The organism is Perlucidibaca piscinae DSM 21586 (assembly GCF_000420045.1).
Classification (GTDB): domain Bacteria; phylum Pseudomonadota; class Gammaproteobacteria; order Pseudomonadales; family Moraxellaceae; genus Perlucidibaca; species Perlucidibaca piscinae.
In genome coordinates, this window is the sequence record NZ_ATUE01000006.1 from 413,392 (window position 1) to 429,718 (window position 16,327).

Here is a 16,327-nt window from a genome sequence, read left to right on the forward strand (position 1 = left end):
ATTTGGAACCAAGTGAACGGATTACACGACACCCAGGGAACGGTTGATGTCGATCAGAGCCTGCACCGGGTCTGCCGCCTGCGTGATCGGCCTGCCGATCACCAGATAGTTGACGCCTGCGGCGACAGCCTCGACCGGCGTCATGATGCGACGCTGGTCGTCACCGGCACTGCCGGCAGGACGGATACCGGGAGTCACCAGCTGGAAACTGGCCGGCAGCTGCTCGCGCAGCATGACGGCCTCCTGGGCCGAACACACCACGCCATCAAGCCCGCTGTCGGATGCCAGCCTGGCAAGACGCAACACCTGGCTGCGCGCGTCATCGACACAGCCGGTCTCGGCCAGCTCTTCACTGGTCATGCTGGTCAGCACGGTCACCGCGGTCAGCAAGGTGCGGTGCTGATGCCGGGCAAGCGTCTCGCGAGCCGCTTCGAGCATGCGACGGCCACCGCTGGCATGGACATTGACCATCCACACGCCAAGATCGGCAGCAGCGGCAACGGCACCGGCCACGGTGTTGGGAATGTCATGGAACTTGAGATCGAGAAACACGTCAAAGCCGCGCGTCTGCAGATCACGCACCAGCTGCGGACCGGTGTGCGTGAACAGCTCCTTGCCGACCTTGAGGCGGCAGGAGCCCGCCGGCAGGCGATCAACCAGTGCCAGGGCATCGTGCGAGGTGGTGAAGTCGAGCGCGACAATTACCGGCGACGTGGTCACAGCGGAAACCGGGGACATGCGTAGAGACTCAGTAGATAGGTGGCGACGGCGGCACGGGGGGGGATGGGGGCTCGCTGCTGACGGTCGTGGCCTGGCGTGACTTGCGCCAGAGTGACAACCGGGTCAGGCTGCTGCCAGTGACAAGACCCAGCAGCATGCCGCTGACGAACACCACGAGGATGACGAAACCGGCGTTGACCGGTCCGATCTCGGCAAACAGCAGATTCAGGGTCAAGGGCGCGTTGTTGACGATCACCATCCAGAAGCCGGCGAACAGGAAAGCGGCCAGCAGCAGCCAGAACACCAGCTTGCGCAGCATGCTCATCAGCCCTCTCCTTCCGATGCCTGATGGATCGGCGTGTTCGCGGCGCTTTCATTGACGCGGTCACGCAATTCCTTGCCGGGCTTGAAGTGCGGCGTGCTCTTCGCCTCCAGCGACACGGATTCGCCTGTCTTGGGGTTGCGACCGATGCGCGGGGCGCGATGGTGCACCGAAAAACTGCCGAAACCGCGGATCTCGATGCGCTCGCCGTCACTCAATGTTGATGACAGATGCTCGACGATGGTCTTGACGGAAAGCTCGACATCCTTGCCCGTCAGGAGCTGCTGCCGGGCAGCCAGGCGCTCGATCAATTCGGATCTGGTCAGGGTCATGGCCGATGGCTCGCGTCAATAAATGACAATGGCCTGATTCTAAACAAAAAAAAGCGGGAGGTGACAACACCTCCCGCTTTTTTAGACAGCCGGTTGGCCGATCAATTGCCCATTTGGGCCTTGATCAGGTCACCGATGGTCTTCGGACCGGCGGCATCGCTGCCCTGCTCGCGCAGGCTGGCAATGGCTTCGCGGTCTTCGGCTTCATCCTTGGCCTTGACGGACAGGGAGATGACGCGGGTCTTGCGGTCGATGCCGATGATCTTGGCTTCGACGCTGTCACCGACAGCCAGGTGCTTGGTGGCATCTTCGACGCGGTCGCGGCTCAGTTCGGAAGCGCGCAGGCTGGCTTCAACACCATCCATGACTTCGATCGTGGCGCCCTTGGCGTCAACCGACTTGACGGTGCCCTTGACCACGGCGCCCTTGTCGAACTGGGCCACGAAGTCACCGAACGGGTCACGCTCGAGCTGCTTGATGCCCAGCGAGATGCGCTCACGCTCCGGATCAACCGAGAGAATGGTGGCTTCGATCGGATCGCCCTTCTTGAAACGACGGACAGCGTCTTCGCCGCTTTCGTTCCAGGAGATGTCGGACAGGTGAACCAGACCGTCGATGCCGCCATCGAGACCGATGAAGATGCCGAAGTCGGTGATCGACTTGATGTTGCCGGACACCTTCTCGCCCTTCTCGTGCTGACGCGCGAAGGCATCCCACGGGTTCTCGCGGCACTGCTTGATGCCGAGCGAGATACGGCGACGGTCTTCGTCGATGTCGAGAACCATGACTTCCACTTCGTCGCCGATCTGGACGACCTTGGACGGGTGGATGTTCTTGTTGGTCCAGTCCATTTCGGACACGTGCACCAGACCTTCGACGCCTTCCTCGATCTCGGCGAAGCAGCCGTAATCGGTCAGGTTGGTGATCTTGGCCTTGACGCGGGTGCCTTCCGGATAGCGACCCATCAGGGCCAGCCACGGATCTTCGCCCAGCTGCTTCAGACCCAGCGAGACACGGTTGCGCTCGCGGTCGAACTTGAGGACCTTGACGGTCAGTTCGGTGCCGACTTCAACGATCTCGGACGGGTGCTTGATGCGCTTCCAGGCCATGTCGGTGATGTGCAGCAGACCATCGATGCCGCCCAGGTCAACGAACGCGCCGTAGTCGGTCAGGTTCTTGACGATGCCCTTGACGACCTGGCCTTCCTGCAGGTTGGCGAGCAGCTGTTCGCGCTCGGCCGACGATTCGGCTTCCATCACGGCGCGGCGCGAGACCACGACGTTGTTGCGCTTGGCGTCGAGCTTGATGAGCTTGAATTCCAGCTCGCGGCCTTCCAGGTGCGCGGTGTCACGGATCGGACGGATGTCGACCAGCGAACCCGGCAGGAACGCGCGGATGGAACCGACGTCAACGGTGAAGCCGCCCTTGACCTTGCCGGAGATGATGCCGCGGACGATTTCGCCAGCTTCGAAGACCTTCTCCAGACGGATCCAGGTTTCGGCACGCTTGGCATCGGCACGCGACAGGATGGTGCGGCCCAGGCCGTCATCCAGCTGCTTGACGACGACGTCGACGTTGTCGCCGACGGCGACTTCGAGCTCACGGCGATCGTTGAGGAACTCTTCGCGGTCGATCACGCCTTCGGACTTGAGGCCGGTGTCAACGGTGACCCAGTCGCTGTCGATGCCGACAACGATACCCTTGATCAGCGCACCGCGCTCGACGTCCAGGGAAACCAGGCTTTCTTCAAAAAGGGCGGCAAATGAATCAGTCATGTAATCCTTCCAGTGCCGGGATTGGCACTTGTATGGCAGCCACCTGACCAGCTCAGGCGGGTTGGTTGGTTTACGCCACGGCGACGACCAGGCTGGTGGACGTCGACGCCATGACGCCAAAAACAAGAGGCCTTGACGGCCTCTTGTCGTTCAGCTCGCATTCGCCCGGTGGCCCGGCAGTTCACAGGCTCGTGAGCGAATCACAGGTATCTGGCGAGTCCGGGCGCTGTAGCCGCTGCCGCGAACACGCGATCGACCACGGCATCGATTCCGAGGTCGGTACTGTCGAGTATCAGCGCATCGGCGGCAGGCCTCAGGGGCGCCACGGCACGCTCGGTATCGCGCGCATCACGCGCACGGATATCGTCGATCAGACTCTCAAGATTAGCATCGAAGCCCTTTTCCAGCAACTGGCGATAGCGTCGCTCTGCCCTCGCCTCGGCCGACGCGGTCAGGAAGATCTTCACGTCGGCATCCGGAAACACCACCGTTCCCATGTCGCGACCGTCGGCGACCAGGCCCGGACCTTCACGGAAAGCCTGCTGACGAGCCAGCAGCGCCTGCCGCACGGCGGGCAAGGCCGCAACCTGGGATGCGGCACGGCCGGCTTCTTCGGTGCGGATGACATCGGTGACGTCCTCGCCCTCGAGCAGGATCACCGGCTCGCCATCGGTGTTGCTAATGAACTGCACATCCAGATGCGCAGCCAGCACTTCCAGTGCCGCCTCGTTGTCCATGGCCACGGCATGGCGTTGCGCGGCAGCACCGAGCAGGCGATAGAGCGCGCCGGAATCCAGCACATGAAAGCCGAGTCGCTGTGCGACACGGTGGGCGATGGTGCCCTTGCCCGAGCCGCTGGGGCCGTCGATGGCGATCACCGGAACCGTGATGGCACGCGGGCTTTTCTCGATTTCTGCACTCATGTTCACGCGTCCGTCTGTTGCGAGGCCGAGCGTTCGCTGGCCTGGATTCTCAGGCCGCAGCGACTGGCAAGGCCGATGAAGTCCGGAAAGCTGGTGGCCACATTGGCGCAATCACGGATCACGATGGGGCCGGCAGCACGCAGGCCTGCAATGGAAAACGACATGGCGATGCGATGATCGCCGTGGCTGATCACCTCACCCTGCCCGAGCTGGCCACCCTCGATGATGATGCCATCCGGCGTGGGGGTGGCGGCAATGCCCAGGGTGTGCAGGCCGTCGGCCATGACCTGGATGCGATCGGATTCCTTGACGCGCAGCTCCTCGGCGCCGGTCAGCACCGTGGTGCCTTGCGCGCAGGCGGCGGCAATGAACAGGGCCGGGAATTCGTCGATGGCCAGGGGCACCTGGTCCTCGGGGATGCGGATGCCCTTGAGGCGAGCGCTGCGGATGCGGATGTCGGCCACCGGCTCGCCGCCGATCTCGCGTTCGTTCATCACCGTGAGGTCGCCGCCCATGGCGCGCAGGATGTTGATGACGCCAATGCGTGTCGGGTTGATGCCGACATGCTCCAGGGTCAGGTCGGCATCTTCCGCGATGGACGCCGCCACCATGAAGAAGGCCGCCGAGGAAATGTCGGCAGGCACGTCGATGCTGGTCGCGGTTAGCTCGCCACCGCCCTGGATGGTGACGGTGGCACCATCGACCTGCACGTCGTAGCCGAAGCCGCGCAGCATGCGTTCGGTATGATCACGGGTCGGCGCCGGCTCGGTCACCGAGGTGCTGCCCTCGGCCCAGAGACCGGCAAGCAGGACGCCGGACTTGACCTGGGCACTGGCGATGGGCAGGTCGTAATGAATGCCCTTGAGTCCGCCGCGCGAGGCGGTCACCGACCCCAGCACGCTGACCGGCGGCGTGCCGCGCTCGCCCGTGGTCTGGATTTCCGCGCCCATCAGGCGCAGCGGCTTGGCGATGCGCTCCATGGGACGCTTGTTGAGGGAGGCATCCCCCGTCATCACGGTATCGAACGGCTGCGCCGAGAGAATGCCGGAAAGCAGACGCATGGTGGTGCCGGAGTTGCCGACATAGAGCGCGCCGGGCGGGGCCTTCAGGCCGCGCAGGCCGACGCCGTGCACACGCACGCGGCCACGGTCGGGACCTTCGATGACCACGCCCATGTCACGAAAGGCCTGCAGGGTGGCAAGCGCATCCTCGCCTTCGAGAAAGCCGCTGACCTCGGTGACGCCGTTGGCCAGCGAACCGAGCATGATGGAGCGGTGCGAAATGGATTTGTCACCGGGCACGCGGGCACGGCCGGACAGACGGCCGCCAGGCTGGACGGTGAAGATCAGTTCATTGGATGAGGTCATGGACTTGGCATAGGCCGTACCGGCCAACATGTGGGTGAAATGTTCTCGTGCGGCACGCGCACGGGTGAAGATGCCCAGCAGGGTCTCACTGTCGCCCTGCTCGATGGCGCGACGCAGGGTCTGTGTGCCTGCCTCGAAGGTGCCCAATGCCTGCAGCACGGCCTCGCGGTTGGCGAGGAAGATGTCATGCCACATCAGCGGGTCGCTGGCGGCGATGCGGGTGAAGTCGCGAAAACCGCCGGCAGCATACCGGAAAATGTCGAGATTTTGGGATTCGCGTGCCAGCGTGTCGACCAGCGAGAACGCCAGCAGATGCGGCAGATGGCTGGTGCGCGCGAGCACGGCATCGTGCCGGGCGACATCCATGGTCAGCACATCGGCATCGGCATGGCGCCACAGCGACTCGACCAGGGCCAGCGCGCGCGGATCGGTATCCGGCAGCGGCGTCAGGATGACCTTGTGGTTGGCAAACAGGCTGGAGCGGCCGGCAAGCACGCCACTCTGTTCGGAGCCGGCAATCGGGTGGCCGGGCACGAATCCGGCAGGCACCCTGCCCCAGACCCGCTCGGCAGCCGCCACGACATTGCCCTTGGTGCTGCCGACATCGGTGATCACCGTCTGCGCCGTCACCGCCGGCCGTATGCTGCGCAGGACCTGCTCGGTGGCATTGACCGGCATGGCCAGGATCACCAGATCCGCGCCGCGGACCGCATCGGCGGCGTCGCTGTAGCCGATGTCGATGAGTCCGAGCTGCTTGGCCGTGCGCAAGGTGGCCGCACTGCGGCTGGATGCCGTGATGCGCTCGACCAGCTGCTTCTCGCGCAGGCAGCGCGCCAGGCTGGAGCCGATCAGTCCGAAGCCGACGAACGCGACCTGGCGCAACGGCCAGCGGCTCATGCGCCCGCTCCTGCTGGCGACTCCGCGGCATCGGCACGGGCCAGCACGCGCTGCAGCGCGGAAATGGCAAACGCGTTCTCCTCAGCCAGGCCGATGGAGATGCGCAGATGCTGCGGCAGACCGTAGTTGGCCACCGGACGCACGATCACGCCCTCCTGCAGCAGGGCCTGGAACAGCGCCATGGCCGGGCGACCCATGTCGACACAGAGAAAGTTGCCACGTGACGGCATGGCCTGCAGACCCATGTCAGCCAGGGCTGTCAGCAATTGCTCGCGGCCGGCGGCATTGAGCGCGCGGCTGCGCTGCACGAAGGCGTCATCCTCCAGCGCGGCGGCGGCGGCGACCAGGGCCAGGCTGTTGACGTTGAACGGCTGACGCACGCGGTTGAGCAGGTTGCAGACGGCCGGACTGGATACCGCATAGCCGACGCGCAGGGCTGCCAGTCCATAGGCCTTGGCAAAGGTGCGCGAGACCACGAGGTTGGCATGCTCATCAAGCAGGTCGAAGCCGTTCAGCGCCGCCGCATCGTCGACAAACTCGCCGTAGGCCTCATCGAGCACCACGATGACGTGTGACGGCACGCGCGCCATGAAGCGACGGAAGTCATCGGCCTCGAACCAGGTGCCGGTGGGATTGTTGGGGTTGGCCACGAACACGACCTTGGTGGCAGGCGTGATGGCGGCGGCCATGGCCTCGAGATCATGGCCGAAATCACGTGCCGGCACCTCGATGCCGCGCGCGCCCACGGCCTGCACGGCCAGCGGGTAGACGGCAAAGGCATGCTGGCTGAACACGGCATCATCGCCCTCGCCCAGGAAGGCACGCGCAACCAGCTCAAGCACGTCGTTGGAGCCGTTGCCCAGCGTGATGCGATCCATGGCCCAGCCGAAACGGCGCTCGATGGCGGATTTCAGCACATAGCCGTTGCCGTCCGGATAGCGCGCCAGCTCCAGCGGGTTGAGCAGCGCCTGCTGCACCGCTGCCAGGGCCCTGGGCGACGGGCCCAGCGGATTCTCGTTGCTGGCCAGCTTGACCACACGGCTGAGGCCGAGCTCTCGCTGCAGCTCCTCGACCGGCTTGCCGGGCTGGTACGGTGAAAGCTTCTGCACGCCGGGACGCGCCCGGGACAGGAAATCGTGATCCGATCCGCTCACAGCACGGCCCTGGGGTAGGAACCCAGCCACTTCACGTCGCGCATGCGCGGGCTGAGCTCGGCCATGACGTCCTGCACCAGCGGATCATCGCGGTGACCCTCGAAATCGATGAAGAAGACGTAGGTCCAGAGATCGGTCTTGCTTGGCCGGCTCTCGATGCGGGTCAGGTTGATGCCGCGGCGTGCGAACGGTTCGAGAATGTGATGCAGGGCGCCCGCCTCGTTGTGCGGCAGCGCCACCACGATCGAGGTCTTGTCATCCCCGGACGGCGCCACGCCCTCGTTGCCGAGGATCAGGAAACGCGTGGTGTTGTTGGGGTTGTCCTCGATGCATTCGTGACGCTTCTGCAGACCGTAGATCTCGGCAGCGGTCTCGCCGGCAATCGCCGCCGAGTGCCATTCGCCCTTGATGCGACGCGCCGCTTCGGCATTGCTCGACACCGCGACACGCTCGGCCTTGGGGAAATGCGCATCCAGCCACTGCCGGCACTGCGCCAGCGCCTGCTGGTGGGCATAGATGCGCGAGATGCTGGCGACCTGGGTGCCTTCGCTGATCAGCAGGTGGTGATGGATGCGCAGCTCGACCTCGCCGATGATCCTGACCGTGCTGGTCAGGAACGAGTCCGCGGTATGCGTGACGATGCCCTCGGTGGTGTTCTCCACCGGCACCACGCCATAGCTGACGGCACCGGCCGTCACCTCGCGGAAGACCTCGTCGATGGTGTTCAGCGGCACGGTTTTCACCGAATGGCCGAAGTGCTTGAGCGCCGCCGTCTGCGTGAAGGTGCCGTTGGGGCCCAGAAAGGCGATGCTCAGCGGCTGCTCCAGCGCCAGGCAGGCCGACATGATCTCGCGGAACAGGCGCGCCATCTCCTCGGCATGCAGGGGGCCGGTGTTGCGCGCCATCACCTTCTGCAGCACCTGGGCCTCGCGCTCCGGACGGTAGAACACGGTGGCATCAGGCTGGCTGACACGCTTGACCTCGGCAACCTGCTGGGCACAGCGGGCGCGGGCATTGATCAGGTCCTGGATGCTGCTGTCAATGCGGTCAATCTCCTGACGCAGGGACTCCAGGCTGGGCAGCGATTCACTCATGGGCATCACTCGACATGCAGGGATGACGGACTGGCCGACTCAGCCGTGACGGCGAGAGAAGTCGGCCATGAACGCGATCAGGGCATCGACGGCAGCTTCCGGCACGGCGTTGTACAGACTGGCGCGCATGCCGCCCACCGAGCGGTGACCGGCCAGATTGAGCAGACGCAGCTGCTCGGCCTCGGCCAGGAAGGTCTTGTCGAGACGGGCATCAGCCAGCGTGAACGGCACGTTCATGCGCGAGCGATTGGGCACGGCCACCGGGTTGGCATAGAACGGATTGTCATCAATCGCGGCATAGAGCTTGCGCGCCTTGCGGGCATTGGTCTCGGCCATGGCGGCAAGACCGCCCTGCTGCTTCAGCCACTGGAACACCAGGCCGGACAGGTACCAGGAATAGGTCGGCGGCGTGTTGTACATGGAGCCGTTCCTGGCCGCCACGGCATAGTCCAGCAGCGTCGGCGTGCCCGGCAGCACCTGGCCGAGCAGGTCGTCACGCACGATGACCACGACGATGCCGGCCGGGCCGATGTTCTTCTGCGCGCCGGCATAGATCAGGCCGAACTTCGAGACATCCAGCGGCTCCGAGAGAATGCTGGAGGAGAAGTCAGCCACCAGGGGCACATCACCCACGGATGGAATGAAGTCGAACTCGACGCCGTGAATGGTCTCGTTGGGCGTGTAGTGCAGGTAGGCGGCATGCGGGTCCAGCTGCCAGCTGTCGAAGGACGGCACGCGGGTGAAATTGTTCGCGACATCGGTGGCGACGACATTGACGCCGCCGAACTTGCGCGCTTCCTCGATGGCCTTCTCCGACCACACGCCGGTGCAGACGTAGTCGGCCGAGGCCTTTCCACGCAGCAGGTTCATCGGGATCTGGGCAAACTGCAGCGAGGCGCCCCCCTGCAGGAACAGCACCTTGTAGTTGGCCGGGATGGCCAGCAGGTCACGCAGGTCCTGCTCGGCCTGTTCGGCGATGGCGACGAAGTCCTTGCCGCGATGGCTCATCTCCATCACGGAGCAGCCACGCCCCTGCCAGTCGACGAGGTCGGCCTGTGCCTGTTGCAGAACGGCTTCCGGCAGAGCGGCCGGACCTGCGCAGAAATTGAAAGCTCGCGTCATGCTTGCACCGGAGTATCAGTATCAGTGTCGTGTGAGGGGGCGGCTGCCGCATCGGCAACCACGGAGTCATCGGCGACCGTCACGGCATCCTCGAGAATGTCTTCCTCGACTTCGTCGAGACGGACCAGACCGACCAGATGTTCGTCCTTGCCGAGCTTGATCAGCGTCACGCCCTGGGTATTGCGGCCCGAGGACGAGACCTCGCCGACGCGGGTGCGTACCAGCGTGCCCTGATCCGAGATCAGCATCAGCTCATCGCTGTCGGCTACCTGGACGGCACCGATCAGCTCGCCATTGCGCTCGGAGGCCTGCATCGCGATCACGCCCTGACCGCCACGGCCACGGCGCGGGAACTCGGCGAGGCCGGTGCGCTTGCCGAAGCCGTTGCGCGACGCGGTGAGGATCTGCGCGCCCGAGACCGGAATGATCATGGAGATCAGCTGCTGGCCGGCCGGCAGTCGCATGCCGCGCACGCCGCGGGCGGTACGGCCCATGGTGCGCACGTGCTTTTCCTTGAAGCGGATGACCTTGCCGCCATCGGAGAACAGCATGACTTCGCAGGCGCCGTTGGTGACGGCAGCGGCGATCAGGGTGTCGCCCTCGTCCAAGCGCAAGGCGATCAGACCGTTGCTGCGCGGACGGCTGAACTGGGCCAGCGGTGTCTTCTTCACGGTGCCGGAGGCGGTTGCCATGAAGATGTAGGCGCCCGTGGGCTCGTCGAGACCGGTCAGCGCCAGATCATCGGCGTCGTCCTGCTCGCCACTGTCGCCGTCCTCGATCTCGACCGCCTCGCCGACGATGTCGTCAAGCTCCTCGTCATCGGCCACGTCCTGGTCGGCCTGCTCCGGGTGATAGGCGGCCAGGTCAATCGGCAGCAACGCGGTGACGCGCTCGCCCTCGCCCAGCGGCAGCACGTTGACGATGGGCTTGCCCTTGGAGCCGCGACCTGCCTGCGGCAGCTCGTAGACCTTGAGCCAGTAGACCTTGCCGGCGCTGGTGAAGCACAGCACGGTGTCGTGGGTGCTGGCGACCAGCAGATGCTCGATGTAGTCCTCGTCCTTCATCGCGGTCGCCGACTTGCCGCGGCCGCCACGGCGCTGGGCGCGGTAGTCGGTGATCGGCTGGATCTTGGCGTAGCCGCTGTGGGAAATGGTCAGCACCACGTCCTCTTCGCTGATCAGGTCTTCCAGCGTGAGGTCGAGGCGCGAGGCAATGATCTCGGTACGACGCTTGTCGCCATAGGTCGAGAGCATCTCGCGCAGCTCTTCGCGGATCACGTCGAGCAGGCGCTCGGGATCGGCGAGGATAAGCATCAGGGCGCGAATGCGGTCGAGGATCTCGCCGTACTCGGCGACCAGCTTGTCCTGCTCCAGCCCGGTAAGACGGTTGAGGCGCAGGTCGAGGATGGCCTGGGCCTGTTCCGGCGACAGCTTGTAGCGGCCGTTGTTGAGGCCGTAGACCAGCGACAGGCCTTCCGGACGGCTGGCATGCTGGTCACCGGCACGCTCGAGCATGCCCTCCACGGCGCCGGGCAGCCAGGTCTCGGTCATCAGGCGCTCGCGTGCCTCGGCCGGGCTGGGCGACTTCTTGATCAGCTCGATGACCGGATCGATGTTGGCCAGCGCAACCGCCAGGCCTTCGAGAATGTGGCCCCGCTCGCGCGCCTTGCGCAGCTCGAACACGGTACGGCGCGTCACCACTTCCCGGCGATGGCGCACGAAAGCCTCAAGAATCTGCTTGAGATTCAGCACCTTGGGCTGGCCTTCGTCGATGGCCACCATGTTGATGCCGAACACGCTCTGGAGCTGGGTCTGGGCAAACAGGTTGTTGACCACCACCTCGGCCATTTCACCGCGCTTGAGCTCGATGACGATGCGCATGCCGTCCTTGTCGGACTCGTCACGCAGCTCGGAGATGCCTTCCAGCTTCTTTTCCTTGACCAGCTCGGCGATCTTCTCGATCACGCGCGCCTTGTTCAGCTGGTAGGGAATCTCGGTGAAGATGATGCTCTGGCGATTGGTACGGGCATCGGTCTCGATGTGATGACGGGCACGCAGGTAGATGCGGCCACGGCCGGTGCGGTAGGCCTCGACGATGCCGGCACGACCGTTGATGATGCCCGCCGTCGGGAAATCGGGACCGGTGACGTGCTGCATCAGGCCGTCGATGTCGATGTCCGGGTTGTCGATCAGCGCCAGCACGGCGTTGATGACTTCGCTCATGTTGTGCGGCGGAATGTTGGTGGCCATGCCCACCGCGATGCCGCTGGAACCGTTGACCAGCAGGTTGGGCACGCGCGTAGGCATCACCGCCGGAATCATCTCGGTGCCGTCGTAGTTCGGCACCCAGTCGGTGGTTTCCTTGTCGAGATCAGCAAGCAGGTCATGCGCGAGACGGGTCATGCGCACTTCGGTGTAACGCATGGCGGCGGCGTTGTCGCCATCCACCGAGCCGAAGTTGCCCTGGCCGTCGACCAGCAGGTAGCGCAGCGAGAACGGCTGCGCCATGCGCACGATGGTGTCGTACACCGCCGTGTCACCGTGCGGGTGGTACTTGCCGATGACGTCACCGACGACACGGGCGGACTTCTTGTAGGCCTTGTTCCAGTCGTTGCCAAGCTCGTGCATGGCGTAGAGCACGCGGCGGTGCACCGGCTTCAGGCCGTCACGGACGTCCGGCAGCGCGCGCCCGACAATCACGCTCATGGCGTAGTCGAGGTAGGACTGTCTCAGCTCGTCTTCGATATTGACTGGAAGAATTTCCTTGGCAACGTCGGACATGCGGTTTTCTCTTCTTCTGGGCCGTCGTCAAAGCCGGCGATTGTATCACAGCTGACCATCGTCAGCAGCCTGCAGAACCGCGCAAACCCTGTAATGCGGCTATACTTCGCGCACTTCGCCGAGCCACCGCCATCGCGGCTGCCGGCGCATCCAGACCAGGAGATCGCAGCTGTGCAAGAAATGCTCAATGTCGACCGGGCCGAGATCGCCAAGTTCGAGGCGCTGGCGGAAAAATGGTGGGATCGCCAGTCCGAGTTCAAGCCGCTGCATGACATCAATCCGCTGCGCCTGGACTGGATAGACGAGCGTGCAAGTCTCTCCGGCAAGCGTGTGCTCGACGTCGGCTGCGGCGGCGGCATCCTGTCCGAAAGCATGGCGCGCCGCGGCGCCGCCGAGGTGCTGGGCATAGACATGGGCGAGGCGCCGCTGGCCGTGGCCACCCTGCATGCCAGCCAGCACGGCGTCGGCAACGTCAGCTATCGCCAGGTCACCGTGGAGGCGCTGGCCGAGGAGCAGCCGGCCAGCTTCGACGTCGTCACCTGCATGGAAATGCTTGAGCACGTGCCCGACCCGGCCGCCGTGGTCGCGTCCTGCCAGCGCCTGGTCAAGCCCGGTGGCACGGTGTTCTTCTCGACGCTCAACCGCAACCCCAAGTCCTGGCTGTTCGCCATCGTTGGCGCCGAGTACGTGCTGCGCATGCTGCCGCGCGGCACCCACGACTACCAGAAATTCATCCGTCCGGCCGAGCTTGGACGCTGGATACGCGACGCCGGACTGGATCTCGGCGACATGACCGGCCTGCACTTCAATCCGCTGACCGGACGCTACTGGCTGGCGGCCAATGTCGACGTCAACTACATGATGGCGACGTCGCGTCCGCTGTCGCCGGAGCAGGCATCGTGAGCAGCCTGCCGCACGCCGTCTTCTTCGATCTCGACGGCACCCTGGTCGACACCGCGCCCGACTTTCATGCCGTGATCAACCGCCTGCGTGAACGCGAGTCGCTGCCTGCCCTGCCTTACGACATCATCCGTGCGGTGGTGTCCGAGGGCGCGCGCGCCGTCATCAGCGCCGGCTTTCCGCACCTCGCCAGTGATGATCCGGCGCTGGAACAGCTGCGCGAGGACTTCCTGAGCGCCTACGAGCAGCACCTGGCCGACCATTCACGCCTGTTTCCCGGCCTTGATGACGTGCTTGCAAGCCTCGAGGCACAGGGCATCGCCTGGGGCGTGGTGACCAACAAGCACAGCCGCTACACCCTGCCCCTGATGCAGGCGCTGGCGCTGGACAGCCGCTCGGCTGCCACCGTCTGTCCGGACCACGTGACGCGCACCAAGCCCGACCCGGAGCCGCTGTTCAAGGCTGCCGAGCTGGCCGGCGTCGATGCCGCACGCTGCATCTATGTCGGTGATCACGTGCGCGACATCATCGCCGGCCGAGATGCCGGCATGCAGACCGTGGCCGTGGGCTGGGGCTATGTGCAGGACGGCGACTCGCCGGCGGACTGGCAGGCCGACGTGCTCTGCGAGCGCGTCGATGACTTTGCCCGCTGGCTGGCCGAGCGCCTGGCCTGAGCGCTTCTTTCTCTTACGGATACTGCTGCGAGACACACGATGCAAAGCTATGAAGCCGCTTCTGACCTGATGAAAGACCGCGTGGTGCTGGTGACCGGCGCCAGTGACGGCATCGGCCGCGTCGCGGCGCTCACCCTGGCCGCGCATGGCGCTACCGTGATCCTGCTCGGCCGCGTGCTGGAAAAGCTGGACGCCGTCTATGACGAGATCGTTGCCGCCGGCCATCCGACACCGGCCATCCTGACCCTGGACTTGAGCATGGCGGGCGAGCACGAGTGCCGCCAGCTGGCCGAGGTCGTGGAAACCACCTTCGGCCGTCTCGACGGCGTGCTGCACAATGCCGCCGTGCTGGGCGACATCACGCCGCTGGAAATGTACGACCCGGATACCTGGGACTTCGTCATGAAGGTCAATCTGCGCGCGCCCTTCGTGCTAACCCAGGCGCTGCTGCCCCTGCTCAAGCAGTCGCCCGATGCCAGCGTGGTGATGACCACCAGCAGCGTCGGTCGCCGTGCCCGTGCGTTCTGGGGCGCCTACGCGATCTCCAAGTGCGGCATCGAGGGCATGGTGCAGATGCTGGCCGACGAGCTCGCCAACGTCTCCAGCATCCGTGTCAACGCCATCAATCCGGGCGCGACACGAACCAACATGCGCGCCAGCGCCTACCCCGGCGAGAACCCGGACGGCGTCACCCGCCCGGAAGCCCTGATGCCGCTTTACCTGTATCTGCTCGGCCCGGACAGCCAGGGCATCACCGGGCAGTCCTTCGACGCCCAGCCCCCCAAGGCCGCCAGCTGAGCCGGCCAGCCCTCACAGATGCTTGTGCCAGGCCTGGTCGCGGACATCGAGCTCCTCGATGTCCGCGAGATGGGTTTCCAGTGCCCGCGTCGAAATCAGGATCTCGCGCAGTGACAGCGCCAGCGCAAGGAACATCAGCACCAGGCTGATGACGAAGGCGATCAGGGCGCCGAGCTGGAACTTCAGCAGCACCAGCCCGATGCAGAGAATGCACACCACCAGGCTGGATACGCCGCAGGCCTGCATGTCGCGAATCAGCAGCAGACGATTGCGCAGATTGCCGATCTGCGCCAGCACCAGCGCATCCGGCGCCCGCTTGTAGTGGTCATGCAGGTTGCGGATGAGTGACGCCAGCGCCAGGAAGCGGTTGGTGAACGCCAGCAGCAGCAGGGAAATGGCCGGGAACAGGATGGACGGGGTGCTCACGTCGATGATCATGGTGCCGGCCACAGGCTTACTCCTCGCCGTCCTGGCCACGACCGTCGCGGCGCTGCTGACGCAGGTAGCCACCCTTGCGGCTGGCCGGCTGGCTGTCACGCGCCAGTGCCGGAGTCGACGTGCTGCCGGGCCGGATGATGCGACCTGAGCGTGGCGCCGGCGCATCGGTGTTGGCAGCCGCCACCTTGCGACGCGTGCGCGAATCGACCGGACGTGCCTTGAGCGGGTTCTCGCGCTGCTTGTCGATGCGGCGCTTGGCCAGCCCGAACAGGCCGGTGCCGCCACGACGCGGACGCAGCTCGACCGCGCCCAGCAGCGCGTCGATGTCGGGCTTGTCGAGCTCGATCCAGCGCCCGGTGCGAAGCTCGCGCGGCAGCTGCTGGGTGCCGTAGCGTGTCCGCAGCAGTCGCGAGACCTTGAGCTCCTGCGACTCGAACAGCCGACGCACTTCGCGGTTGCGGCCTTCCTTCACCACCACCTGCCACCAGCGGTTGAAGCCCTCGCCGCCGAGCTCGGACATGCTCTCGAACTTGGCCGGACCGTCCTCCAGCTCGACACCCTCGCAGAGAGTGCGCTGGATCTCGGGCGTGACCACGCCCATCACGCGCACCGCGTATTCCCGCTCGATGCCGCTGGAGGGGTGCATGAGGCGGTTGGCAAACTCGCCGTCATTGGTGAACAGCAGCAGACCGGTACTGTTGATGTCGAGGCGTCCGACCATGACCCAGCGCTCGCCGTTGAGACGCGGCAGACGGTCGAACACGGTGGGACGCCCCTCGGGGTCGGAACGCGAGCAGATCTCGCCTTCCGGCTTGTAGTAGGCAATGACGCGGCGACGCAGCTCGGACTCAACGGTGAAATGCACCAGGCGTCCGTCCAGGCGCAACTCGGCATCCGCCTCGATGCGATCACCGAGGCTGGCGACACTGCCATTGACGCTGACGCGGCCGTCGAGGATCGCCTGTTCCATGTGGCGACGCGAACCCAGGCCGGTACGGGCGAGGACCTTCTGCAGTTTTTCACTCATTGTT

At 65.1% G+C, this 16,327-nt stretch carries 15 protein-coding genes; 3 read left to right on the forward strand and 12 right to left on the reverse strand.

Going from position 1 to position 16,327, the window contains the following annotated elements:
- Nucleotides 1-21: 21 nt before the first annotated feature.
- The 10 genes from pyrF to gyrA all read right to left on the reverse strand — a co-directional run bounded on the left by pyrF (nucleotide 22) and on the right by gyrA (nucleotide 12,486).
- On the reverse strand, nucleotides 22-738 hold the full coding sequence (gene pyrF, locus F595_RS0106035; RefSeq protein ID WP_022955975.1) for an orotidine-5'-phosphate decarboxylase: 717 nt from the start codon (nucleotides 736-738) through the stop codon (nucleotides 22-24).
- Nucleotides 739-748: 10 nt separating this feature from the next.
- Entirely contained in the window at nucleotides 749-1,045 is a 297-nt protein-coding gene (locus tag F595_RS0106040; RefSeq protein ID WP_022955976.1) for a lipopolysaccharide assembly protein LapA domain-containing protein, read from the reverse strand.
- A complete protein-coding gene (locus F595_RS0106045; RefSeq protein ID WP_026913287.1) occupies nucleotides 1,045-1,368 on the reverse strand; it encodes an integration host factor subunit beta in 324 nt (107 codons plus the stop codon). Before F595_RS0106045 ends, F595_RS0106040 begins: the two co-directional genes overlap by 1 nt.
- Before the next feature lie 107 nt (nucleotides 1,369-1,475).
- Complete coding sequence (rpsA, locus tag F595_RS0106050; protein WP_022955978.1) at nucleotides 1,476-3,149, reverse strand: 30S ribosomal protein S1; 1,674 nt, start codon at nucleotides 3,147-3,149, stop codon at nucleotides 1,476-1,478.
- A 200-nt stretch (nucleotides 3,150-3,349) separates the two neighbouring features.
- Nucleotides 3,350-4,072 (reverse strand): (d)CMP kinase, encoded by a 723-nt coding sequence (cmk, locus tag F595_RS0106055; RefSeq protein WP_051144641.1) that lies wholly within the window; start codon nucleotides 4,070-4,072, stop codon nucleotides 3,350-3,352.
- A 2-nt stretch (nucleotides 4,073-4,074) separates the two neighbouring features.
- A complete protein-coding gene (locus tag F595_RS0106060; protein ID WP_022955980.1) occupies nucleotides 4,075-6,336 on the reverse strand; it encodes a bifunctional prephenate dehydrogenase/3-phosphoshikimate 1-carboxyvinyltransferase in 2,262 nt (753 codons plus the stop codon).
- On the reverse strand, nucleotides 6,333-7,490 hold the full coding sequence (hisC, locus tag F595_RS0106065; protein WP_022955981.1) for a histidinol-phosphate transaminase: 1,158 nt from the start codon (nucleotides 7,488-7,490) through the stop codon (nucleotides 6,333-6,335). Before hisC ends, F595_RS0106060 begins: the two co-directional genes overlap by 4 nt.
- A complete protein-coding gene (pheA, locus tag F595_RS0106070) occupies nucleotides 7,487-8,584 on the reverse strand; it encodes a prephenate dehydratase (protein ID WP_026913289.1) in 1,098 nt (365 codons plus the stop codon). Before pheA ends, hisC begins: the two co-directional genes overlap by 4 nt.
- A gap of 39 nt (nucleotides 8,585-8,623) precedes the next feature.
- Entirely contained in the window at nucleotides 8,624-9,706 is a 1,083-nt protein-coding gene (gene serC, locus F595_RS0106075; RefSeq protein WP_022955983.1) for a 3-phosphoserine/phosphohydroxythreonine transaminase, read from the reverse strand.
- Nucleotides 9,703-12,486 (reverse strand): DNA gyrase subunit A, encoded by a 2,784-nt coding sequence (gene gyrA / locus F595_RS0106080; protein ID WP_022955984.1) that lies wholly within the window; start codon nucleotides 12,484-12,486, stop codon nucleotides 9,703-9,705. The genes serC and gyrA overlap by 4 nt, the downstream gene beginning before the upstream one ends.
- A gap of 180 nt (nucleotides 12,487-12,666) precedes the next feature.
- On the opposite strand from gyrA, the gene ubiG reads away from it, so the two are divergent.
- Genes ubiG through F595_RS0106095 form a run of 3 tightly spaced genes read left to right on the forward strand, consistent with a single transcriptional unit; the run spans nucleotide 12,667 to nucleotide 14,858 of the window.
- Nucleotides 12,667-13,389, forward strand: coding sequence for a bifunctional 2-polyprenyl-6-hydroxyphenol methylase/3-demethylubiquinol 3-O-methyltransferase UbiG (gene ubiG, locus F595_RS0106085; RefSeq protein ID WP_022955985.1), 723 nt, complete (start codon nucleotides 12,667-12,669; stop codon nucleotides 13,387-13,389).
- Nucleotides 13,386-14,060, forward strand: coding sequence for an HAD family hydrolase (locus F595_RS0106090; protein WP_022955986.1), 675 nt, complete (start codon nucleotides 13,386-13,388; stop codon nucleotides 14,058-14,060). Before ubiG ends, F595_RS0106090 begins: the two co-directional genes overlap by 4 nt.
- 39 nt (nucleotides 14,061-14,099) lie before the next feature.
- Nucleotides 14,100-14,858 carry a YciK family oxidoreductase gene (locus F595_RS0106095; RefSeq protein WP_022955987.1) on the forward strand — a complete coding sequence of 253 codons (759 nt, stop codon included), beginning with the start codon at nucleotides 14,100-14,102 and terminating at the stop codon, nucleotides 14,856-14,858.
- Nucleotides 14,859-14,870: 12 nt separating this feature from the next.
- On the opposite strand, the gene F595_RS0106100 is transcribed toward F595_RS0106095, so the two are convergent.
- Together F595_RS0106100 and rluB are read right to left on the reverse strand one after the other, a co-directional pair.
- On the reverse strand, nucleotides 14,871-15,308 hold the full coding sequence (locus F595_RS0106100) for a DUF2721 domain-containing protein (RefSeq protein ID WP_022955988.1): 438 nt from the start codon (nucleotides 15,306-15,308) through the stop codon (nucleotides 14,871-14,873).
- A gap of 4 nt (nucleotides 15,309-15,312) precedes the next feature.
- Nucleotides 15,313-16,323 (reverse strand): 23S rRNA pseudouridine(2605) synthase RluB, encoded by a 1,011-nt coding sequence (rluB, locus tag F595_RS13045; RefSeq protein WP_022955989.1) that lies wholly within the window; start codon nucleotides 16,321-16,323, stop codon nucleotides 15,313-15,315.
- Nucleotides 16,324-16,327: the final 4 nt, after the last annotated feature.

Coding starts and splice junctions, on each gene's coding strand:
- F595_RS0106095 (WP_022955987.1), top strand. CDS start 14,100: ATGCAAAGCTATGAAGCCGCTTCTGACCTGATGAAAGACCGCGTGGTG.
- rpsA (WP_022955978.1), bottom strand. CDS start 3,149: ATGACTGATTCATTTGCCGCCCTTTTTGAAGAAAGCCTGGTTTCCCTG.
- serC (WP_022955983.1), bottom strand. CDS start 9,706: ATGACGCGAGCTTTCAATTTCTGCGCAGGTCCGGCCGCTCTGCCGGAA.
- gyrA (WP_022955984.1), bottom strand. CDS start 12,486: ATGTCCGACGTTGCCAAGGAAATTCTTCCAGTCAATATCGAAGACGAG.
- F595_RS0106040 (WP_022955976.1), bottom strand. CDS start 1,045: ATGAGCATGCTGCGCAAGCTGGTGTTCTGGCTGCTGCTGGCCGCTTTC.
- cmk (WP_051144641.1), bottom strand. CDS start 4,072: ATGAGTGCAGAAATCGAGAAAAGCCCGCGTGCCATCACGGTTCCGGTG.
- ubiG (WP_022955985.1), top strand. CDS start 12,667: ATGCTCAATGTCGACCGGGCCGAGATCGCCAAGTTCGAGGCGCTGGCG.
- F595_RS0106060 (WP_022955980.1), bottom strand. CDS start 6,336: ATGAGCCGCTGGCCGTTGCGCCAGGTCGCGTTCGTCGGCTTCGGACTG.
- pheA (WP_026913289.1), bottom strand. CDS start 8,584: ATGAGTGAATCGCTGCCCAGCCTGGAGTCCCTGCGTCAGGAGATTGAC.
- rluB (WP_022955989.1), bottom strand. CDS start 16,323: ATGAGTGAAAAACTGCAGAAGGTCCTCGCCCGTACCGGCCTGGGTTCG.
- pyrF (WP_022955975.1), bottom strand. CDS start 738: ATGTCCCCGGTTTCCGCTGTGACCACGTCGCCGGTAATTGTCGCGCTC.